The sequence below is a fragment of the Ruegeria sp. AK11 genome, assembly GCF_056541095.1.
The window spans coordinates 117,554-138,604 of sequence record NZ_JBQFXU010000003.1; the positions used below are offsets into that span (position 1 = coordinate 117,554).

Here is a 21,051-nt window from a genome sequence, read left to right on the forward strand (position 1 = left end):
CACGCTTTCGGGGGCACCTCATCCGAGACTCAACACAAGGCGGCGGCGGGACTCTCTACCGGTCGTCGCCATCCGGCCCGATATCGTCCAGATAGTCCTCGTCAATTGCGGCCTGAACAGCCCCTGTCACGGCCTCACGCTGTTTTTGCGTCAGGTCTTCCGCCTCTTTGCCATCTGCCAATCTTACAGTGACCTCGCGATGCGCAAACTTGATCCCCTCTCGCGCGAACAGCTCGCGAATGTCCTGATAGACCTTTTTGCGAACCAGCCACTGGTCGCCGGGTTTCGTCATGAACTTGACCCGGATGATCATCGCTGAATCCTGCATCTCGATCACGCCCTGTGACTTCAGCGGTTGGATGAAATTGTCTCCGATTACGGGATCGGCCAACAACTCCTGACCCAGTTTCTTGATCAATTTACGAACCTTCTCGACATCGGTGTCATAGGTCACGCGCAGCGGCAGCTTCATGATCACCCAATCGCGCGAGTAGTTGGTCAGCACTTTGATCTCGCCAAAGGGAATGGTGTTCAGCGCACCCAGATGGTGACGCAGTTGCATGGACCTGACCGAGATTTTCTCGACCGTCCCTTTCACATCCCCAATGTCGATATATTCCCCTTTCCGGAACGCATCATCCAGCAGGAAGAATGCGCCGGAAAAAATGTCGCGTACCAGCGTTTGTGACCCGAACCCCACGGCCAAACCAACCACACCGGCACCCGCAAACAACGGGCTGACATTGATACCCAGTTCCATCAGGACAATTAGTACGATCGTGACCACGACAACAGCCAGAATTGCGCCCCGGAAAAGTGGCAACAGCGTTGCCAGACGGCTTTGCCCGCCTTCCCCGCCTTCGTCGCCCAGTTCAACCTCGGTGCCATCGTCGGATTCTTCAGCGATTTTGCTGTCGATCCAAATCCGAAAGAAGTGAAACAGGATGTACCCGATGAACAGGACAACCATCACATCCAGCGCACGTTCAACCGGCAGATCCTCGCTCCAGTCCGCGTTCGGGTACCATATCACGACAAGCGCATAAGCCCCGAGCACGAAAGCCAGAATTCCGGCTACCCGGCGGGCCAGGTCTTCATAAGTCAGAAGATGCTGCTTCGGCTGTTCAGCCTCGGGTATATCCGCCGCCATGACGCCTTCATCCGCTGCCTCGGCTTCCCCGTTTATTTCGCTAATCATGCGCGAGCGGTCAAAATACCGCTCCAGCAGGTAGTTCATTGCACCATAGGCCACGACCACGGACATGAAGATCAGATAGCTGCTTGCAATCAACGGCAGCGGTGTCGGATGCTCCAGCGCCAGATCAACAGCCAGACGGAACCAGCTGAACACGACATAGATGATCAATGCCGGCGCCCAGCCAAATGACACAAACCGCAGCAGCCATGACACCTGTTCGGATGCCCGCCCACCCCGGATCGCGTTCGAGATGGCACGGGCGTTGAACAGGATCATCAGAATATTGCCCAGCGCGCCCAGCATCGTCAGACTGCCATACACCATGGCGTAGACGTTGTAGTTCAGTCCAAAATCAGCGACCCAGGTGGAAAACAGGACGACCGAAATATCATAGGTCGCCAGCACGGACGCCCAGATGTACAGCCTGCGCGCATTCTTGTCCGAAAAGGGCGGTAATCGATATTGGCTCAGATAAGGCGACAGGACCATGCGCCACAGGTCCGACACCGTGCGCGACAGGAAAAAAGCCGTAAAGATGGCGGTGATCGTGAACTGGACCGAGATATCCTCGGCCTCGCCAAAGATCAGATACCCGACGATCAAAGCCATGATCATTGCAAAGACCGTTGCACCGATCCCCATCAGGAACCGGAACAGCAGGAACGGCATCTTTTCCCGATACCCCTGTGGTTCGTCCTTGATCCGCGCCACCACCCAGCGGCGCGCGAACCGTTTCCCGTAAATCTCGATCGACAGCCATCGCCCAAGTAACAGGAACAGGATATTCCAGCCCAACACCTCGACATAGGTCTGGATACGGCCATCTGGGCTGGTCTGGCGCAGGATGTATTGTACTTCAAAAATAGAATAGGGCAGCGCCTCGAGCCTCGATTGCATCGACTCACGGAACTTCGAGAACCGCTCTTGCGCCTTCATCAGTTGCGAACCGTCACCCATTGGGTTGCTCGAATCGCTGTCTGCGCCCCCCGAAACTGCATCCTTTCCACCTGCCGTTGTCACAACCTGACCGGCACTGTCGATGACAATGACACTTGCGCCCGCATCGCTGGCAGCACGGATTGCAGCGGCCAAATCACTTTCCTTGTCGGTCCCGGACGAACTGCCCGACCCGGAAGAATATCCGGGAATCAAGGATGACTGCGCCAATGCACCAGTGGAAATGCTCAGGAAAATGGCCCAAAACGCCAAAAAAAATGCGGCCAGAAAGTTATTTCGCATTGGGTCGTGCATCCAGTTTTTGCCGATATTGGTCAGATTACAGAAGCGTTTCAAGCAGTTCAAATACTCGCATCGAACCGTCTCAATATCGTGTTTGGACGTGTTCTTGGCGCACTCTGATGAGCGCAGGTGTTTTCAATCTTTCAATAATTGAATATGACCAAGCAAAGGTTTCTGGTCGGCCTCGATTGTCTTCATCGTTCTCATTAGGCGATCTTGTCTGGCGGTGGTGCGATATGTCGCGAAACAGTCAATACGCTGTTGCCAAATCGCAATGCTTGAAACATTTGCAAGTGCGCAAATCCGCCTTTGGCAAGCGTGGGATTGAAATATACAGTAACGCTTGCGAACGCGCGGATTTCGCTCTGGGATCAAGAAGACGGGCAACACTATGAGCCTTGGCACAACCAATTCTAAACCGGACCGCGCGCCGCGTATCCTGTTTTACAGCCACGACACGTTCGGTCTGGGGCATTTGCGCCGGTCCCGCGCCTTGGCTGCGGCAATCACGCAGGCGGATCCAAGCGCCTCGGCGCTGATCCTGACGGGTTCGCCCGTGGCAGGCCGTTTTACCTTTCCCCGCCGCGTTGACCATGTGCGCCTGCCCGGTGTGACCAAGCGCGCGGACGGATCGTATGCCGCGCGTACAATCGGAATGGGGATCGACGAAGTAACCGAATTGCGCGCGGGATTGATCCAGACTGCGGTTCAGCAATTCGACCCCGACGTGTTGGTCGTCGACAAGGAACCGACAGGGTTCCGGGGTGAGCTGGTGCCGACACTGAAATACCTTGAACGCCATTGCGGAACGAAACTGGTTCTGGGTCTGCGTGATGTGCTGGACGAACCCGAAGTACTGGCCGCCGAGTGGGCGCGCAAAGAAGCCATCGAAGCGACCGAGCGGTTCTATCATGAGATTTGGGTTTATGGATCACAGTCGATCTATGACCCGACGCAAGGCTTGCCGCTAAGCGCGTCAGCGCGATCCCGCATTCACTGGACGGGATATCTGCGCCGCGACCTCGGCCCGATCGGGGAACCGCCTCAGCAACCCTATATCCTGATCACACCCGGCGGCGGGGGCGATGGCAAGGCGTTGGTCAACCTCGTCTTGTCCGCCTACGAGAAAGACCCAGACCTGTCGCCGCGTGCCGTGCTGGTCTATGGCCCATTCCTGTCGGGTGAATTGAGGAATGAATTCGAAGCACGGGTTGCCGCATTGAATGGTCGTGTAACCGCGGTTGGATTTGAATCGCAGATCGAAACGCTGTTTGCCGGGGCCGAAGGCGTGGTCTGCATGGGCGGCTACAACACGTTTTGCGAGGTCCTGTCCTTTGACAAACGGGCCGTCATCGTTCCACGCACCACACCCCGTCTGGAACAGTGGATACGGGCCTCACGCGCAGAAGAGCTGGGGCTGGTCAAGATGCTGGACGAACAACGCGACAGCCTGACACCCGACGCAATGATCCGTGCCATCCGCAACCTGCCGCACCAATCAGTGCCGTCGCAGGCCATCCAATGCGGATTGCTGGATGGTTTGGACTATGTCACCGACCGCATTGACAGCCTGCTGACACGGGAACAGAAACGAGCCACTGGATGAACTCGGCCTCTCCCAATCTGGCGGTTGTGGTCAAAGGCTGGCCGCGACTGTCCGAAACATTTATCGCGCAGGAACTTGTTGCCTTGCAGGAAGCCGGACACCGATTTGACATCTGGTCTCTGCGCCATCCAACCGACACCAAACGTCACCCTTTGCACGAACGCTTCTCGGGGCAGGTTCGCTATCTTCCAGAATACCTGCATGAAGAGCCACAGCGGGTGTGGGCGGCCCGCGCTGCCGCCCAAGACCTGCCCGGCTATGCCAAAGCCTACAAGATCTGGCGGCACGACCTGCGCCGCGACCCGACGCCGAACCGCATCCGCCGGTTCGGGCAAGCATGTGTTCTGGCCGCCGAGTTACCCGCCCAGACGCAGGGGCTCTATGCCCATTTCATGCACACTCCCTCGTCGGTCGCCCGATATGCGGCCATCATGCGCGGTCTGCCATGGAGCTTTTCCGCCCATGCCAAGGATATCTGGACCTCACCGGATTGGGAAAAGCGTGAAAAGCTGCAGGCCGCAACGTATGGGGCCGCTTTCGGGGCCACCTGCACGGCAATCGGCGCGGAACACCTGCGCAGCCTCGCTGATGACCCCAACCGCGTGGAGCTTATCTATCACGGTCTGGACCTGTCGCGCTTCCCCGAACCGCCAAAACGCAGGATACGCGCCGCTGGCGATCCGTTTCACATGATTTCCGTTGGACGACTGGTTGAAAAGAAGGGCTTTGACCGTCTTATTGCGGCCTTCACACTGCTGCCGGAAAACCTGAACTGGCATTGGACCCACATTGGCGGCGGGGGTCTTGGGGACACTCTGCACACACAGGCGCGCGCTGCTGGTATCGCGAACCGCATCACCTGGAGGGGGGCCTGCGATCAGCCGGAGGTGATCGAAGCCATGCGCAGGGCCGACCTGTTTGTCCTGCCCAGCCGTATTGCTGCGGACGGGGATCGTGACGGATTGCCGAACGTGTTGATGGAGGCCGCATCGCAGCAGTTGCCGATCCTGTCGACACCGGTTTCGGCCATCCCTGAATTCATCCAATCCGGAACGCATGGCGTATTGTCTGATGACGACCCGGCTGCATTGGCTTCGGCCATTTCAGCTCTGGCCGCTGATCCGGAAACGGCAGCAACTATGGCGCGTGCAGCCTATGACCGTCTGATTGCAGATTTTCGAATGGACCCTGGTATTGAACGGCTGTCGGCACGGTTGAAAACCCTGAGCATGGAAGACGCGTAATGGCGCGGGTAGTGTTTTATGCGCCAATGAAATCCCCCGGCAGCCAGAAACCCTCAGGCGACCGCGAAATGGCGCGAAACCTGATGCTCGCCTTGGCGGCGCAAGGGGATAAGGTCGAACTGGCCTCGGACCTGCGCATCTATGACAAGAACGGGAACCGGGACCTACAGCAAACCCTTGTTCGCGCGGCTGAGAATGAAGCACAGCGGCTGAACGCCGAGTTGCCCTTTGATACAGATCTTTGGGTGACTTATCACAATTACTACAAAGCACCCGACCTGCTGGGCCCCAAGATCTGCCAGGCGCGCGGCATTCCGTATGTGCAATTGGAAAGTACGCGCGCATCAAGCAGGCTGAACGGGCCGTGGGCCGATTTCGCCCAAGCGGCGCATCAGGCGTGTGATGCAGCGGATATCATTTTCTACCACACAGCCAATGACCTGATTACGTTGGAACGGGACCGTTTTGGCAAGCAGGCACTGGTTGAATTGCCGCCATTTCTGCCTGAAACCGTGTTGCCTGTGGCAACGACCGGGGACGGCCCCATGCTGACTGTCGGAATGATGCGGCATGGGGACAAGCTGGCGTCCTACCGGATTTTGGCCGAAGCCCTTTCGCACCTGACATGTGACTGGAACCTGAACATCGCGGGGGACGGTCCGGCGCGGCCGGATGTTGAAGCGTTGATGGTGCCGTTCGGAAGCCGGGTGCGTTTTCTGGGCCAGCTCGACCGGGCGGCCTTGCAGAAAATCTACCAACACGCATCCCTGCTTGTCTGGCCCGGCGTGAACGAAGCCTATGGGATGGTCTATCTCGAGGCGCAGGCGACAGGCCTGCCCGTGATCGCACAGGACCGCCCCGGCGTTCGGGATGTGCTGGCACCTGCTGTTTACTCATCGGTTGATGCTGGGGCCAGAGGGCTTGCCGATCACATGCAAAACCTGCTGGAGGATACCGCGCAGCGCCATGCGCTTGGGGCGAATGCGCGCAGCTATGTGGCCCGGCGTCATCTTATGCCTCAGGCGACCGAGCGATTGTGGGCACATCTACGGCCCTTGTTGAAGGATGTATCATGACCCGTCTTGCACTGCTTCGCCACGGGCATACCCATTGGAACCGCGCAGGGCGCATTCAGGGGCGCAGTGATATTCCACTGGATGACGACGCGCGGTCTGAACTGGCCGGGTATCGCTTGCCTGACCCATGGGCCGCCGCTGATATCTGGTCCAGCCCGTTGCTGCGCGCCAGTGAAACGGCGCGGATCGTGTCTGGGCGCGCCCCGAAAACCTCGGACGCGCTGACCGAAATGAATTGGGGCGACTGGGAGGGGCTTCGAGGTGTCGACCTGATCGCCGATGAAACCAGCGGGTATCGCCATATCGAAGACTGGAGCTGGGATTTTCGCCCGCCTCACGGTGAAAGCCCTGCCGAGGTTTGGACCAGGCTTCGCCCCTGGGTATCCGGACTACGACAGGATACAGTCGCGGTCTGCCATATTGGCATCATGCGGGTCATTCTCGCCCAGGCGTGGGGTTGGGATTTTGATGGTCCCGCCCCCTTCAAGATCAAGCGCAATCGGCTGTATATCGTTGAAATGGACACAATGACCGCAGACCCGGACCCCGCTCGCCTGATCAAACATGGGCCGATGCCATGAAGGTGATGATCGTTGTCACGCACCTTTTGGGAACAGGGCATCTAAGCCGGGCCCTGACGTTGGGCCGGGCGTTCCGGGATGACGGCCACCAAGTCATGGTCGTCTCGGGCGGGATGCCTGCGCCTCAACTGGACAGCAGCGGGCTAACCCTGTTCGGTTTGCCGCCACTCAGATCAGATGGAACCAATTTCACCCGGCTTCTGACTGAAAGCGGCGTCGAGGCTGACGCGGATTATCAGCGCGCGCGTGTGACAGCCATGGTGCAGGCGGTAAACAGCTTTCAGCCGCAAATCCTGGTAACCGAGCTTTACCCCTTTGGTCGCCGGTCGCTGGCAGCGGAGTTCGACGCGGCCCTGAATGCGGCACGGGTCCTGCCTCGGCCTCCGATCATCCTGGGATCGATCCGGGATATTCTGGCCCCGCCTTCCAAACCTGCCAAGGCCCAGCGGACAGAAGATATCGTCACCCGCTTTTTTGACGGCATTCTTGTTCACTCGACCGAAAGTGTCACACCGCTTTCGGTCAGTTGGCCGGTGTCTGACCGATTGGCGGAACGGTTGCATTATACCGGCTTTGTTGCGCCGGAACTGCCTCAACCGCATCCTGATGCCGTTGGGCAGGGCGAAATCCTTGTCAGTGCCGGCGGCGGTTCTGTGGGGCAACCGATCTTTCGCGCGGCCATCGAGGCCGCCCGCCAGATGCCCAACAGGTGCTGGCGCCTGCTGGTCGGCGGGACGGATGCCAAGGCGAGAATAGCCGAGCTGTCCCAAATGGCTGATGGAACCTCGGCAATTCTGGAACCCGTGCGCCCGGATTTTCGCCAGATGCTGCCCCATGCGGCTGCATCGGTCAGCATGTGCGGCTACAACACCGCCATGGATATTCTGCAAAGCGGAACACCCGCTGTTTTTGTCCCATTCGATGATGGCAAAGAGGTTGAACAGGGGCTGCGAGGGCAAAGCCTTTCGAGTTTGCCAGCCATCGAGGTGCTTCTCAGCCGAACCCTGAGCGGGCAGGCGATGGCGCAGGCCGTAGAACGCGTCATTTCAGATGGACCCCGCGCACAGCAGGATTTCGGATTTGATGGCGCGGCCCAAACCGTAGAGATCGCAAAACACCTGCTGGAATGGCGTACATGAACCCGGATTGGTACCCACTTGAGGTCGAGCTGACCCATTGGCGTGCAGCGGGCCTGTCGCTTCCGCTGTGGTGGCGAGACGATGACGCGATCGCTCCGACATCGCGGTTGGATCGCCTGTCCGGTCTGGCCGCACAGTTGGGCCTGCCGGTACATCTGGCCGTCATTCCCCATGCGGCAACCCCTGCGCTGGCTGACTATGTTGCGCGCGGCGAAACTCTCATCCCTGTGGTCCACGGGTGGTCCCACAAGAACCATGCGCCTGCCAGTGAGAAGAAAGCCGAGTTTCGTCTCAACCGTCCGCTGGACGAGGTTGTTGCGGATGCTGCGGCAGGATTGTCATGCCTTGACGCCTTGTTCGGCAACGCCCTGCGGCCGATGTTTGTCCCTCCGTGGAACCGCATTGCACCAGAAGTCATCGAACACCTTCCGTCACTGGGATACCGCATTCTTTCCACGGCAACGCCCCGCAGAACGGAAATGGCGGCTGCGGGGCTTGAGCAGGTCAACACACATCTTGACCCGATTGACTGGCGGGGTTCACGCGGTCTGATCTCTCCGGATCGCCTGATCGCGCAGACAGTCAACCTCCTGCGGGACAGGCGCGAAGGCCGCGCAGACAACGCCGAGCCTTTTGGAGTATTGACCCATCACCTGGTCCATGATCAGGACATCTGGGCCTTTACCGAGGCGCTGCTGAAACATCTGCTGGACGGTCCTGCCACACCCTGGGTCGCACCAAAGAACGAATGAGGACATCGTCATGAGCCGACTGGATTCCATGCTGCGCCGATTGACGGCTCAGCGCGACGGGCTGAACTGGGCAGCCGAACAGATCAGTGACCAAACTGGCGACGTGCTGGATATGGGGCTAGGCAATGGTCGCACCTATGACCACCTGCGAGAGATCCTGCCGAACCGCCGGATCTGGGTGATGGATCGTGTGCTGCAATGCCATCCTGACAGCACGCCACCGGCCGAAGATTTCCTGCAAGGCGAAGCTGAACCCATGCTGCGGAGGCTGATGGCCGAGGGGCACAGGATCGCATTGGCTCATTATGATTTCGGACGCGGCATCAAACACGAAGATGTGGCCGAAGCCGCACGCCTCAGCCCGTTGATCGCGCAAGTCATGCAGCCCGGTGGGTTGTTGATTTCCGGCCAGCCCCTTGTCGGCTTCAACCAGATCAAAGGGCCTGAGACGATCGCGCCGGACCGTTACCTGTTCTATACAGCCTGATCACGCCACACGGCGACCGCGCGCCCAAACCGAGTTGAGGGCTGGCACACCCGCGCGCATCCGGAAACGGATAACATCGGCGCGGGCATTGGCGCGCAACTCGCCACGATCCTCCAGCCCGGCGGCCTGCGCCGGGGCCAATGTGACGGTCTTCATCCCACGCGCCATATCGCCCCACATTTCACCCAGCATGACCGCAGACAATAACAAGGCGGACGGCACGTAATCCGAGGACATTACGTCCAGATGCCCAAGCTCGGCCAATTCTCGGGCTGCAACATTCCCGGAATGAGAGCTTCCGCGAACAACGTTTGGCGCACCCATCATGACCTTGATGCCGCGATCATGGCACGCTCGTGCGGCCTCAACCGTTGTGGGGAACTCAGCCAGCCGAATGCCGTGACCCGCCGAGACCTTCACCTGATCTTCGGTCGTATCGTCATGACTGGCAAGAACGGCTCCAAATCGGCGCGCGGCTTTGACGGTTTCGACCTCGTGCACATCACCGTTGCGATCCCGAAGGCCTTTCAGCTGGGCTACATGCTGAAAGAACGTATCATCGTCCATGGCATATTTTCCCTTCAGATAGGACTGCAACTTGCCCATGTCGCGAAACTGACGCTGGCCGGGGGTGTGATCCATGATGGACACAAGACCAACCCTGTCCTCGGGTCCAAACTCGTCCAGTTCTTCGATCAGTGTCTCGGAACAAACCTCTGCACGCAAATGCAGGAAATGGCTGATCTTAAGCGCATCCTGCTCGCGCAGATCCCACAACTCCCGCGACAGGCCGCGTGCATATTTTCCGTACCGTCCGGCGCCGGACGGGATCGAACCAACCCGCATCGCATCGAACACACTTGTGATCCCCACGCTGGCCAGTTCCGCGTCATGGGCCAAAATGGCGGCAGCATGGGGCCAATGCACGTTGGGGCGCGGCTGAATATGGCGTTCAAGATTATCCGTGTGCAACTCGACAAGACCGGGGCTGACATAGTCGCCTTCGCAATCTATCGCACCAGCGGGAACTGCACGCCCGGTGTCGATTTCGATGATAGTGTCACCTGCTATTCGAACACAACCGATCACGGTTTCATTCGGCAACACAAGCGTGGCATTGGCAAGGATCAAGTCTTCTGTCATCTGAACTTTACGCAATCTGAGGTATTGGAAGGCCACTTAATAGGAGGCCAATGTGACATTCACGCGATACGCGATCTATTTTGCGCCACCCGCCGGGGTGGCCTGGACGGAATTTGCAACCAGCTGGCTGGGCTGGGACATGGCAAAGGGAACGCAGGTCGCGCATCCGATCATGGGTGGCATCGACATAGCGACCATCACTGAGGTGCCGCGCAAATACGGGCTGCACGCGACCCTGAAACCGCCGTTCCGGTTGCGCGACGGCCTGACCTTTGACGCATTGCATCAGGCGTGCATTGCGCTGGCTGCAACTCGGCAGCCCATCACACTCGACGGTCTGGAAATTACCCGTCTTGGACGTTTTCTGGCCCTGTGCCCGCTGGGTGAAACGCAGGCGCTGAATGCGTTGGCCGCGGCCTGTGTTCGCGATCTCGACCGGTTTCGCGCACCTGCCACTCAGGCCGAACTGACGCGCCGCCGCGCCGCGGGACTGACCCCCGAGCAGGACGCTAATCTGACCCAATGGGGCTATCCCTACGTGCTGGACGCGTTTCGATTTCACATCACGCTCAGCGGTAAACTGGACAAACCAACCCTCAGGGCAACCCAAGAAGCACTGCACACCCATCTGAGCCCCTTGCTGCCGCAACCTTTCCAGATCACTGATCTTGCCCTGATGGGCGAGGCGGAAGAAGGGCGGTTTCACCTGATCCATCGCTACGCGCTTTCCGGTTGAAGGCGGCGCAGGATTTCGGCAACCGTGTCTTCCAGCGCGCCGGAATTGTCAATTTGGATGACCCGGTTCAGACCATCCGGCAACGCCACTTTGGCGCGACACAACCGCCGCGCCTGCTCGTCTGCGCTTTCCCGTCCCCGAGCGGACAGGCGCCGCGCCAAAACTCCGACATCTGCCGTCAGAGAGATCACAATCAGATCTCCAAACACCTTCTGCGCCTGCAAAAGAATCCCGCGGGAAAGATTGACCAGAACCGCAATCGCCCCCTGACGCTGTCGCAAAATCTCGTCCGGGATACCGTAGAACAGTCCGTGCGCAGGCCAGCTGAGGGCAAAAGCGCCTGCCTGTTCCATCTGCTGGAATTCTGCAACCGAAACCCGGTCAAAATCCTCGCCTTCTTCGCCTGCGGGGCGGGTGATCACCCTTCGCACCCGCCGGACGCCAGGCACCTGTGCCTCCAACGCTTCCATGACGCTGTCTTTGCCAACGCCCGAGGGGCCAACAATCGCTATGACAGGGGCAAGTGTCATGCCGCCAGTCCCGGCGTGAAGTCAGCGACATTGACTTCGCGGTCACAGACGCGCTCACGGGCATCGAGGTCGTGGAATATCCCGACAATCGCCGCGCCACGTCCTTTTGCCTCTTCAATCAGCGACAACACGGTTTCGCGGTTCTGCGCATCCAGACTTGCCGTCGGTTCGTCCAGCAACATCGCCGGGTAGTCATGCGCAAAGCCACGCGCAATGTTCACCCGCTGCTGTTCGCCGCCCGAAAAGGTTGTAGGGCTCAGGGTCCACAAGCGCTCAGGAATGTTCAGCCGCTTCAGTAACTCGGCGGATTTCTCCAGCGCCTCTGTCCTGTCGCAACCCACGGCCAGCAAAGGCTCTGCCACAACGTCCAGTGTCGGCACCCGCGGCACGACCCGCAAGAATTGACTGACATAGCCCAGCGTTTCCCGGCGGAGGGTCAAGATCTGGCGCGGCTCGGCTTTTGCCACGTCCAGACCTCCAACCAGCACCCGACCAGAGGCCGCCAGGTAGTTGCCATAAATCACGCGCATCAGCGTGGACTTGCCCGCACCAGACGCCCCGGTCAAAGCAACGCACTCACCCGGTTCAACCTTCAGCGACGCGCCTTCCATCACCGGGATAACAGCACCGCCCTGATTGTGCAGGGTAAAGCTTTTGCTCACATTGATCAGTTCAATCATTGCTTCACCTTTTCCCAAATACTCAAACCTGCAGAACGCTGGACACTAGCAGTTGCGTGTAGGCGTGTTGGGGATCATCCAGCACCTGATCGGTCAGCCCGGCCTCAACCACATGACCATCCTTCATCACCATCAACCGGTCGGCCAACAGACGCACCACAGCAAGATCATGGGTCACGATGATCGCGCTCAGCCCCATTTCACGCACCAAGCCGCGCAAGAGGTCCAGCAGCCGCGCCTGAACCGAGACATCCAGCCCCCCGGTCGGTTCGTCCATGAACACCAGTCGCGGGCCAGTCACCAGATTACGGGCGATCTGCAAACGTTGCTGCATTCCGCCCGAAAACGCGGTGGGCCGGTCATCAACGCGGGCCGCCTCGATCTCGACCCGACCCAGCCAGTCAATGGCCTTGTCTCGGATGTCACCATAGTGGCGCTCGCCCACGGCCATCAGCCGTTCACCAATATTGCCTCCGGCACTAACTGACATCCGCAGCCCGTCACGTGCATGCTGATGCACAAAGGCCCAGTCGGTACGGCTCAACATCCGGCGTTCGGGCTCAGACATGGTTACCGTGTCCACCGGCCCGTTCGCGCGCGTGTCAAAGATCACCTGCCCTGCATCGGGCACCAGATGACCGGCCAGACAATTCAGCAGGGTCGACTTGCCCGACCCGCTTTCGCCCACGATCCCCATCACCTCACCGGGGTAGAGATCAAAAGTCACATCCGCGCATCCGATCCGCGCACCATAGAGCTTTTCGATGCCCTTGACTTGCAACAGGGGGGTCATGCCGCGTTCTCCTCGGCCAGTCGGCCCATATGGCCCGCTTCGCGGCGCGACCGGCAATAATCGGTATCCGAACAGACAAACATTCGGTTGCCCGCATCATCCATGATGACTTCATCCAGATAGCTATCCTCGGCTCCGCACAGGTCACAGGGATGATCGGCCTTGGTGGCCTCGAACGGGTAATCCTCGAAATCAAGGCTCACGACCCGGGTATGTGGCGGTACCGCGTAAATGCGCTGCTCGCGCCCGGCACCGAACAGCTGGATTGCATCCATTTCAAGCTTTGGGTTGTCGAATTTCGGGATCGGGGACGGGTCCATCACATAGCGGCCAGACACTTTCACCGGATAGGCGTAAGCGGTCGAGATCGCCCCGTGCTGGCTGATATCCTCATATAGCTTCACATGCATCAGCCCATATTCTTCAAGGCTGTGCATCTTGCGTGTCTCGGTCTCACGCGGCTCGAGGAAGCGCAGAGGTTCCGGAATCGGCACCTGATAAACGATAATCTGATCTTCGCGCAGCTTCGCCTCGGGGATGCGGTGGCGGGTCTGGATCACCGTCGCCTTCTCGGTTTCCTCGGTCGTCTCCACACCTGCGGTCTTTTCAAAGAACTTGCGGATCGACACTGCGTTGGTCGTGTCATCCGCACCCTGATCGATGACCTTGAGCGTATCCTCAGGCGTCAGCGTCGCGGCCGAGACCTGCACCCCTCCGGTGCCCCAGCCATAAGGCATCGGCATTTCACGGCTGGCAAAGGGCACCTGATACCCTGGAATAGCCAGGCCCTTCAGGATGGCCCTGCGGATCATCCGTTTGGTTTGTTCGTCCAAATATGCAAAGTTGTACGCGCTCATAGCAGTCCCCGCGCAGTTAAGGCTACTTCAAAGGCCTGAGGGCTGGTAAAATGTATGGCGTCCATGCCAACGGCGCGGGCTCCATCCACGTTTCTTGGGCTATCATCGACAAAGATACAGTTCTGAGGGGAAAGATCGGCCCGGTCGCACATCCGGCGGAAAATCTCGGGCTGCGGTTTCAAAAGCTTTTCCTGACCTGACACTACGGTCACGCCAAAGACCTCGCCCAGTTCAGGATGCACACCAACACCAACGGGCCATGTTTCCGCTGACCAGTTGGTGATCGCATGAACCGGGGTGCCCTGTTCTTTCAAACGATGGAGCAATCGCCAAGTTCCCTCGATCTTGTGTGGGACGGTCATGGCATAGCGCTCAACATAAGAACTCAGACGTCGCTGGTCGTCAGCATCTTCCAGTTCAGCAGCCAGATCAGCGAAATCCTCACCGCCATCGGCCCGCAGATTACGTTCGGAGAAATCGATACGAGTGAGAAACTCTGCCACCGCCTCGCGGCTACCCATCTCATCCAGCCATGCCAAATGCGGATCCCACTGGATCAAAACGTTGCCGATATCAAAAACGACAGCCTTCATTCCGCAGCCTCCTTTGACGTGATCCGCGCGTCAGCCTCGCGGCGCAGTTTGCGGACCAGTTCAAGCTCGGACTGGAAATCCACGTAATGCGGCAGCTTGATGTGTTCGAGAAAACCGGTCGCCTGAATGTTGTCCGCGTGGCTCAGAACAAATTCTTCATCCTGCGCAGGCGCGCCCAGATTGTCTTCGCCCAGTTCCTTCCACCGCAGCGCGCGATCAACCAAGGCCATCGCGATGGCTTTTCGTTCGGATTGACCAAAGACCAGACCATAACCGCGCGTGAACTGAGGCGGCTCGGTTTTTGAACCCTTGAACTGGTTCACCGTCTCACACTCGGTCAGTTCGACCTCGCCGATATCTATGGCAAAACCCAACTCGGGGATGTCCATTTCAACAGCAACCTTGCCGATCCGCAATTCACCCACAAACGCGTGGTTGCGTGCGTAACCGCGCTGGGTGGAATAAGCCATGCCCAGCACGAAACCCTCATCCCCGCGTGTCAGCGATTGCAGGCGCAACGGGCGATTGGCGGGGAATTCCATCGGTTCGCGCGTCAGGTCGCCGGGGTTGTCATCACTTGTCGGCTCGTCCTGAATGAGGCCCTCGTCTTTCAGGAATTCAGTGATATGCGGCGTCGGTTCCTGCCGCGCTGAACCTTCCGGAACTTTCGGGACATCACCATCCGCGGCCAGTTTGAAATCCAGCAAACGATGGGTATAGTCGAACGTCGGCCCCAGAACCTGCCCACCGGGTGCATCTTTGAACGTGGCCGAAATCCGACGGTCGCAGGCCATCTCACCTGTTTCGACCGGATTGGAATGGCCAAAACGCGGCAGCGTGGTGCGATAGGCGCGGATCAGAAAGATCGCCTCAATCAGATCGCCCCGCGCCTGCTTTATCGCCAGCGCAGCCAGGTCGGGGTCATATAGCGAGCCTTCCGCCATGACCCGGTTCACTGCAAGGCTTAGCTGTTCGCGGATCTGTGCAAGGCTCAGTTCTGCCACATCGGTCGCGCCCCGGCGTTCTTCGGCCAGCCAGGCGTGGGCGTTCTCGATGGCTTTTTCACCCCCTTTGACAGCAACATACATCGCTTACGCCTCCGACGTGATCTGCGTGCTGCGTGGCAGGGCCGCAACCCTGTTGCCGCAGGTAAAGAAGAAATCGCACCCCAGAGGGTAGAGCATCGCGTTCCCCTGAAGCGCCGGAATATCCGGCAGAGACAGGCGCGCGGTCTTTTTGATGCCGGGGCCGCTCAGAACGGCACCGCTCTGCTCTAGCCGGTCGCATTCCACAATCAGGGTCGCAGAACGATCCGGGTATTCCGGCGTTCCGATGCGATAGGCGTTAAGCGGTCCCAATGCCTCCCACGTGCCAACGGTAAAATCAGCCTTTGCTGCGGATACGAGCGGGGCGCCCGTGTGGAATGTCAGCCAATTGCGGATTGCGGCGGTATCGGTGCCTCCGGCCAGGTGAACCCTGGTCTCGGGGTCGCACAGCGTCAGCAGCAGTGTACCGGCCGCCACGGACAGGGGCGCTGGAGGTTCGCCGCCCGATAGCACACGTATGTCGCCCGGGCATGCCATGACGGTCATCGCAGCGCGGAACGCATGTGCAGCATCGACAGGTGCGTTTTCAAAGCCCCCGGAAAACTGTGTTTGCGCGGCCATCAATCTTCCCCCCGAACAAGCGTGAAAAACTCAACCTTGGTGGCCGCTGCCTTGGCCGCGCGAGTGCTTTTGACCGCCTGCATTTGCTGCTGAAGCGGGTCGAGCAGCCGCGCCTGCACCTCATCCGCTGCCCCGGTCTGCATCATCGCATCAATCAATGCTGCGGCTTCGGCCTTGGGTTTCGATCTACCCTGAACATAACCGTGACCAACAGTTCCATCCTGCAACACCACAGAACAGCGCGTGACCGTCATTTCACCCAGGTTGAACGGCGCTCCGGTGCCGCCGGTGCGACCACGCACCATCACGCTCCCGACCTCGGGGCGGCGCAGCCAGTCAAAGCTCGGGCGGGTCTCAATCCCGTCCCACAAGGTCATCAGGGTGTCGTCAGGTGCACGGGCCAGCAATCCCATCCAATCCCTGCGCGCCCCGTTCGCGATTTCTGTCTGATCTGTCATCAAAGCCTCTTGGCCGGGTTGTCTATATGAACTATACAACTAGACAAATATTAACCTGCGTGTGCGCAACACGCAATCTCCAACTGTGTGAAGATTTGGTGACATGAGCAAAACGCCGATCTGGAAAAGCATTGCCCTGCGCCTGACCTCGGACATTGCCGAAGGGCGGTATCAAACCAGTGACCGCCTGCCGACCGAAGCGCAGCTGGCCGCCCAATACGGTGTCAACCGCCACACAGTGCGGCGCGCGTTGGCTGACATGTCGGAACAAGGTCTGGTTCATGCCCGGCGCGGTGCGGGCGTTTTTGTGGCGGCGCGGCCAACCGACTATCCGATTGGCAAAAGGGTTCGATATCACAAGAACGTCTCGGCCAGCGGCAAGATACCGGGAAAGAAAATCCTGGCCCTGACCACACGTGCGGCAGATGAAGCCGAGGCCGAAGCACTGGGTCTGAGCAAAGGGGACCCGGTGCATGTCTATGACGGGTTATCGCTGGCGGATGGGCAGCCCATAGCCGTTTTTCAAAGCGTCTTCCCGGCAGAACGCTTTCCAAACCTGTTACAGGCGCTGACCGAGACCCAGTCAGTAACAAAAGCCCTGCAACGCAGCGGCATCGCGGACTACACCCGCATCTCGACCCGATTGACCGCGCGCGGCGCGACAGCAACGCAAGCCCTTCACCTGCAACTGTCCGAAGGTGCTCCGGTGCTGTTTTCGATCGGTGTCAACGTGGACCCGGACGGCGCACCCGTCGAATATGGCCGAACCGTCTTTGCTGGTGAGCGTGTCACGCTGACGCTGAACGAAGAGTAAACCACAACCCCTGCCGCTCGATCTCGACCTCCTGCCGGAGGTCTCATCCCGTTGGGCATGGCGCGAAATCCGGATAAACTGCCTTTGGGCCGACGTTATCCGACAATCGGATGAACGGTCGTGCAAAAGCTCTGTGACGCTTTTTCAAACGGTTGCGCCGCACTGAACCGTGCCGTTTTCTTGCCACTCCTAACCCGGTTCAGGGCAACAGGAACGGTTTGGGGTCGAGCGTGCGCAGCCTGCGCTTTTTACCCAACTCACCCTGGATCAGACGGCGGCGCAGCCAGCCCGAAAACCAATCCATCAGCATCACCATCAGAATGATCAAGATGATGTAGTAGGCGACCTCTTCCCAGTCTTTCTGCGTGATGATTGCCTGCGTCAGCAGCAAGCCAATACCGCCCCCCGTGATTGCACCGATCACCGTCGCACTGCGGGTGTTGGATTCGAGAAAGTACAAAAGCTGGCTCAGCAAAACAGGCGTGACCTGAGGGATAACGCCGAACCGATACCGTTGCGGGGCGTTCGCACCCGTGGACTGCACACCTTCGATCTGCTTCTGATCCACGTTTTCCAACGCTTCCGAGAATATCTTGCCGAATGTCCCGGTGTCCGTCACCAGAATGGCAAGCGCACCGGTCAACGGGCCGGGGCCAAAGGCGCGGGCCAGAACCACAGTCCAGATCAACGCGTCTACGCCGCGCACAAAATCGAATACGCGCCGTGTCGCAAAGCGGATGGATGTCATCCGGTTGAAATTGCGCGTCGCAAGGAAGGCCAATGGCAGGGCCACAATCGCCGCGCCAAACGTGCCCAGAAATGCCATCAGCACCGTCTCGAAGATGGCCCACGCCACATCCTGATGGCGCCACATCTTGTTGGTCCAGAAATCATTAAAGATCGCACCCGCCTCGCCCGACACCGCGCGTCCGGCCAGTTCCGGGAGGGACTTGCCGAAATAAGGACTGTCCAGCGTGAACCAGAACAGTTCCCACCCCGTGAAATAGCGAAATATCTCGGACCGGTTGCGGGTGACAGTCAAACGACCTGCGTCCGTGGTCACAGCCAGCCGGTTTTTAGAGACATTGATCCACTCCGGAACCTCGCCCTCCGGCAACTCGGCCTGCACACCGGCCGAACGCGTGGGCGTCGCGCGAATGGTGCCATAGCCGGGAATGTCATATTCCACCGTCTGCGCACCGAAACGCACCACATGGCCCTTTTCAAGGTCGATCACGGTCGTCTCGCCCAGTGCCACCCACTCCGGCGCCTGACCCTCAGGGTAAGCGCCCTTGCGCTCACCCTCGATGGCGACAGACACTTCACCGGTGCGATTATCCCGCGCGACATGCGTTTTGTAGCTGTAGCTGTCTGCCACCAGCGTCTTGCCATTTGCCCAGTTTGCGCGCCCCACAAGGCCCGACACGTCAAAAGCAAAGAAGACATAGACCAGATAGACGAAAACCAGAGCAGGCAACCCGAAATTCATCAACCTTTTGCGGTTGAACAAGCGATCTGCTTCGGCTTTGAGGTCATCAACAGTCAAATTGGTTGCGAAAGTGCTCATGCCAAAGCTCCTTTTTCCGAGCCGTGGGTCAGACGGTCGCGAAGGTAGCCAGACAGCTGGTCGACGATCACGATTGTAACGAACAGAAGAATGAAGATGGCCGCGGCTTCGTCATAACGCCCCTGCCCCCAGGACATGGCATTGCGCAGCTCGTAACCCAGACCGCCCGCCCCGACAAATCCAAGAATGGCCGAGGCACGGATATTGATCTCGAACCGCAGCAACGCGTAGCTGACATAGTTCGGCCCGACCTGCGGGATCACCCCCAGATACATCCGCTGTGACCAGTTGGCACCGACGGAATGCAGCCCTTCCACCGGTTTCAGCGAGGCATTCTCGTTCACTTCGGAAAACAGTTTGCCCAATGCGCCAGCTGTGTGAATCGCAATAGCGATCATCGCGGGAACCGGGCCACCGCCCAGAATGAAGATCAGAACCAACGCAATTACGATCTCGGGAATGGCGCGGCAGATGTCTGATATTCGGCGAAACAGCGGGATAAATGACGGCCACAGCGCCATGCCGCGTGTCGACATCAGGGCGAAAAACGTCCCGACAATTGTGCCAACAAGCGTCGCCGCCGCCGCGATGTTGATTGTCTCGACCAGAGCCGGGAAGAACGAGACCAGATTGGCTGGCATTTCAGCAATCTTTTCCCACGCCTCGGACAGAACCTCTGTGGGGTAATCAAGAATACGGTGCCAGCCATCGACAAAGCTGCCGGCATTCCGGTTGTCAGCTGTGCGAAACCCTGCTGCCATCAACGACAGGAACAGGATCAGGAGGATGCCGCCATAGACCCGCTTGCGTCGTGTCATCGCTGTATAGTCGTTGCGGATCTGATCGACGGATAAGGACCCTGCGGTAAGGTCTGTCATGGAATGCTCCTGAAGGGAAAACGGGGTCCGGTACATCACCAGACCCCGATCATTGGATATGCAGTTTTAGTTGGACTTCAGCTTGCGCGCTTCGATGATGACCTCGTAGGCCTCATGCGTGATAGGATCAAAGCTCTTGGCTTCACCCGCAGCCACACCATAGAAACATTCGCGGTCTTTTTCATCCAGCGTGTTCCACAATTCGGTAACCTGAACTTTGACATCCTCGGGCAGAGCCTTGCGCAGTACAACCGGGCCTTCCGGGATCGGTGCCGATTTCCAGATCTCGACCAGATCGTTCATGTCGACCAGACCAGCATCCACAGCGCGGCGCAGCGCGCCCGACTGATAGCCGTCTTCCCACTCGCCGAGACCATCAGCCCAGGTCACACCGCCATCAACGTCACCGTTGTTCACCGCAACGATGGTCTGCTCGTGACCGCCCGTGAATTTCACCTCAGCAAAATAGTCACCCGATTCCATGGTTGCTCCGGTGGCCTGGGGAATCTCGATCGACGGGATCAGATAACCCGAGGTCGAATTCGGGTCGCCAAAACCAAAAACCTTGCCCTTCATGTCCTCGAGCGAGGTGATGCCGCTGTCCTTGCGTGCAAATCCAACCGAGTAATAGCCGTAGCCGCCATCGGTGTTCACCTTGACCAGTACCGGCTCAACCGCTTCGGGGTCGCTCAGATAGGTTTTGGCATAGCCCGACGCACCCAGCCAGGCGACATCAATCGTGCCGCCCAGCAGCCCCTGAATCACTCCGTTATAGTCGGCAGGGGCAAAAAGTTTGGTCGGAACACCCAGCAGTTCCTCGGTGTATTCGCGCAGACACTCGTTTTTGCTCATCCGGTCCTGAGCGTTCTCTCCACCCAGAATGCCGATACGAAACTCGCTGATTTCTTCAGCCATGACCGGTGCGGCCAGTGTTGTGGTTGCGACCAAGGCAGCAATCAGTTTTTTCATCTGTCTCTCTCCAGTTTGATAACCCTGGCCTCTCATCGGGCCGG

The 21,051-nt window shown here is 58.8% G+C and carries 22 protein-coding genes; 9 read left to right on the forward strand and 13 right to left on the reverse strand.

All coding sequences use genetic code 11. From position 1 onward, the window contains the following. Window positions 1-55 precede the first annotated feature (55 nt). Complete coding sequence (locus tag ACR0D9_RS10070) at window positions 56-2,437, reverse strand: mechanosensitive ion channel domain-containing protein (RefSeq protein WP_480538648.1); 2,382 nt, start codon at window positions 2,435-2,437, stop codon at window positions 56-58. Between the two features lie 391 nt (window positions 2,438-2,828). Here ACR0D9_RS10070 and ACR0D9_RS10075 point away from each other — a divergent pair, with 391 nt between their 5' ends. From ACR0D9_RS10075 to ACR0D9_RS10105, 7 genes are read left to right on the forward strand one after another with little or no spacing between them, the layout of a single operon-like run. Beyond that, the gene (locus tag ACR0D9_RS10075; protein ID WP_480488306.1) at window positions 2,829-4,043 is read left to right on the forward strand and encodes a glycosyltransferase family protein; all 1,215 of its coding nucleotides are present in this window, start codon (window positions 2,829-2,831) and stop codon (window positions 4,041-4,043) included. Further along, a complete protein-coding gene (locus ACR0D9_RS10080) occupies window positions 4,040-5,287 on the forward strand; it encodes a glycosyltransferase family 4 protein (RefSeq protein ID WP_480538650.1) in 1,248 nt (415 codons plus the stop codon). The genes ACR0D9_RS10075 and ACR0D9_RS10080 overlap by 4 nt, the downstream gene beginning before the upstream one ends. Continuing rightward, window positions 5,287-6,363 carry a glycosyltransferase family 4 protein gene (locus ACR0D9_RS10085; RefSeq protein ID WP_480538652.1) on the forward strand — a complete coding sequence of 359 codons (1,077 nt, stop codon included), beginning with the start codon at window positions 5,287-5,289 and terminating at the stop codon, window positions 6,361-6,363. The genes ACR0D9_RS10080 and ACR0D9_RS10085 overlap by 1 nt, the downstream gene beginning before the upstream one ends. After that, the gene (locus ACR0D9_RS10090; protein WP_480488312.1) at window positions 6,360-6,944 is read left to right on the forward strand and encodes a histidine phosphatase family protein; all 585 of its coding nucleotides are present in this window, start codon (window positions 6,360-6,362) and stop codon (window positions 6,942-6,944) included. Before ACR0D9_RS10085 ends, ACR0D9_RS10090 begins: the two co-directional genes overlap by 4 nt. Continuing rightward, window positions 6,941-8,083, forward strand: a complete 1,143-nt coding sequence (locus tag ACR0D9_RS10095; protein ID WP_480488314.1) for a glycosyltransferase family protein — start codon at window positions 6,941-6,943, stop codon at window positions 8,081-8,083. The genes ACR0D9_RS10090 and ACR0D9_RS10095 overlap by 4 nt, the downstream gene beginning before the upstream one ends. Next, entirely contained in the window at window positions 8,080-8,835 is a 756-nt protein-coding gene (locus ACR0D9_RS10100) for a polysaccharide deacetylase family protein (protein ID WP_480488316.1), read from the forward strand. Before ACR0D9_RS10095 ends, ACR0D9_RS10100 begins: the two co-directional genes overlap by 4 nt. Before the next feature lie 10 nt (window positions 8,836-8,845). After that, on the forward strand, window positions 8,846-9,322 hold the full coding sequence (locus ACR0D9_RS10105) for a class I SAM-dependent methyltransferase (RefSeq protein ID WP_480488318.1): 477 nt from the start codon (window positions 8,846-8,848) through the stop codon (window positions 9,320-9,322). Here ACR0D9_RS10105 and ACR0D9_RS10110 read toward each other — a convergent pair whose 3' ends face one another. After that, the gene (locus ACR0D9_RS10110; RefSeq protein ID WP_480488320.1) at window positions 9,323-10,465 is read right to left on the reverse strand and encodes an alpha-D-ribose 1-methylphosphonate 5-triphosphate diphosphatase; all 1,143 of its coding nucleotides are present in this window, start codon (window positions 10,463-10,465) and stop codon (window positions 9,323-9,325) included. It abuts the gene before it with no gap. Between the two features lie 52 nt (window positions 10,466-10,517). Between ACR0D9_RS10110 and ACR0D9_RS10115 the strand changes: the two genes are divergently transcribed. Then, complete coding sequence (locus ACR0D9_RS10115; RefSeq protein ID WP_209505313.1) at window positions 10,518-11,201, forward strand: DUF1045 domain-containing protein; 684 nt, start codon at window positions 10,518-10,520, stop codon at window positions 11,199-11,201. Here ACR0D9_RS10115 and phnN read toward each other — a convergent pair. From phnN to phnG, 8 genes are read right to left on the reverse strand one after another with little or no spacing between them, the layout of a single operon-like run. Next, entirely contained in the window at window positions 11,183-11,731 is a 549-nt protein-coding gene (gene phnN / locus ACR0D9_RS10120; RefSeq protein WP_480484059.1) for a phosphonate metabolism protein/1,5-bisphosphokinase (PRPP-forming) PhnN, read from the reverse strand. The two genes, ACR0D9_RS10115 and phnN, sit on opposite strands and share 19 nt — an antisense overlap. Then, window positions 11,728-12,411, reverse strand: a complete 684-nt coding sequence (gene phnL, locus ACR0D9_RS10125; RefSeq protein WP_480538654.1) for a phosphonate C-P lyase system protein PhnL — start codon at window positions 12,409-12,411, stop codon at window positions 11,728-11,730. Before phnL ends, phnN begins: the two co-directional genes overlap by 4 nt. Window positions 12,412-12,433: 22 nt before the next feature. Next, window positions 12,434-13,204, reverse strand: coding sequence for a phosphonate C-P lyase system protein PhnK (gene phnK / locus ACR0D9_RS10130; protein ID WP_480484061.1), 771 nt, complete (start codon window positions 13,202-13,204; stop codon window positions 12,434-12,436). Then, on the reverse strand, window positions 13,201-14,061 hold the full coding sequence (locus tag ACR0D9_RS10135) for an alpha-D-ribose 1-methylphosphonate 5-phosphate C-P-lyase PhnJ (RefSeq protein WP_480484062.1): 861 nt from the start codon (window positions 14,059-14,061) through the stop codon (window positions 13,201-13,203). Before ACR0D9_RS10135 ends, phnK begins: the two co-directional genes overlap by 4 nt. Next, complete coding sequence (locus ACR0D9_RS10140) at window positions 14,058-14,654, reverse strand: HAD family hydrolase (protein ID WP_480538656.1); 597 nt, start codon at window positions 14,652-14,654, stop codon at window positions 14,058-14,060. The genes ACR0D9_RS10135 and ACR0D9_RS10140 overlap by 4 nt, the downstream gene beginning before the upstream one ends. Then, a complete protein-coding gene (locus ACR0D9_RS10145) occupies window positions 14,651-15,742 on the reverse strand; it encodes a carbon-phosphorus lyase complex subunit (RefSeq protein WP_480538658.1) in 1,092 nt (363 codons plus the stop codon). The genes ACR0D9_RS10140 and ACR0D9_RS10145 overlap by 4 nt, the downstream gene beginning before the upstream one ends. A gap of 3 nt (window positions 15,743-15,745) precedes the next feature. Beyond that, window positions 15,746-16,321, reverse strand: coding sequence for a phosphonate C-P lyase system protein PhnH (gene phnH, locus ACR0D9_RS10150; protein ID WP_480538660.1), 576 nt, complete (start codon window positions 16,319-16,321; stop codon window positions 15,746-15,748). Further along, complete coding sequence (gene phnG / locus ACR0D9_RS10155; RefSeq protein WP_480507124.1) at window positions 16,321-16,779, reverse strand: phosphonate C-P lyase system protein PhnG; 459 nt, start codon at window positions 16,777-16,779, stop codon at window positions 16,321-16,323. Before phnG ends, phnH begins: the two co-directional genes overlap by 1 nt. Before the next feature lie 103 nt (window positions 16,780-16,882). On the opposite strand from phnG, the gene phnF reads away from it, so the two are divergent. Next, window positions 16,883-17,593, forward strand: a complete 711-nt coding sequence (gene phnF / locus ACR0D9_RS10160; RefSeq protein WP_480507125.1) for a phosphonate metabolism transcriptional regulator PhnF — start codon at window positions 16,883-16,885, stop codon at window positions 17,591-17,593. A 199-nt stretch (window positions 17,594-17,792) separates the two neighbouring features. Here phnF and phnE (ACR0D9_RS10165) read toward each other — a convergent pair whose 3' ends face one another. From phnE (ACR0D9_RS10165) to phnD, 3 genes are all read right to left on the reverse strand, one after another. Next, on the reverse strand, window positions 17,793-19,160 hold the full coding sequence (phnE, locus tag ACR0D9_RS10165) for a phosphonate ABC transporter, permease protein PhnE (protein WP_480538662.1): 1,368 nt from the start codon (window positions 19,158-19,160) through the stop codon (window positions 17,793-17,795). Next, complete coding sequence (gene phnE / locus ACR0D9_RS10170; RefSeq protein ID WP_480538663.1) at window positions 19,157-20,038, reverse strand: phosphonate ABC transporter, permease protein PhnE; 882 nt, start codon at window positions 20,036-20,038, stop codon at window positions 19,157-19,159. The genes phnE (ACR0D9_RS10165) and phnE (ACR0D9_RS10170) overlap by 4 nt, the downstream gene beginning before the upstream one ends. Before the next feature lie 66 nt (window positions 20,039-20,104). Then, window positions 20,105-21,007 carry a phosphonate ABC transporter substrate-binding protein gene (phnD, locus tag ACR0D9_RS10175; RefSeq protein WP_480538665.1) on the reverse strand — a complete coding sequence of 301 codons (903 nt, stop codon included), beginning with the start codon at window positions 21,005-21,007 and terminating at the stop codon, window positions 20,105-20,107. Window positions 21,008-21,051: the final 44 nt, after the last annotated feature.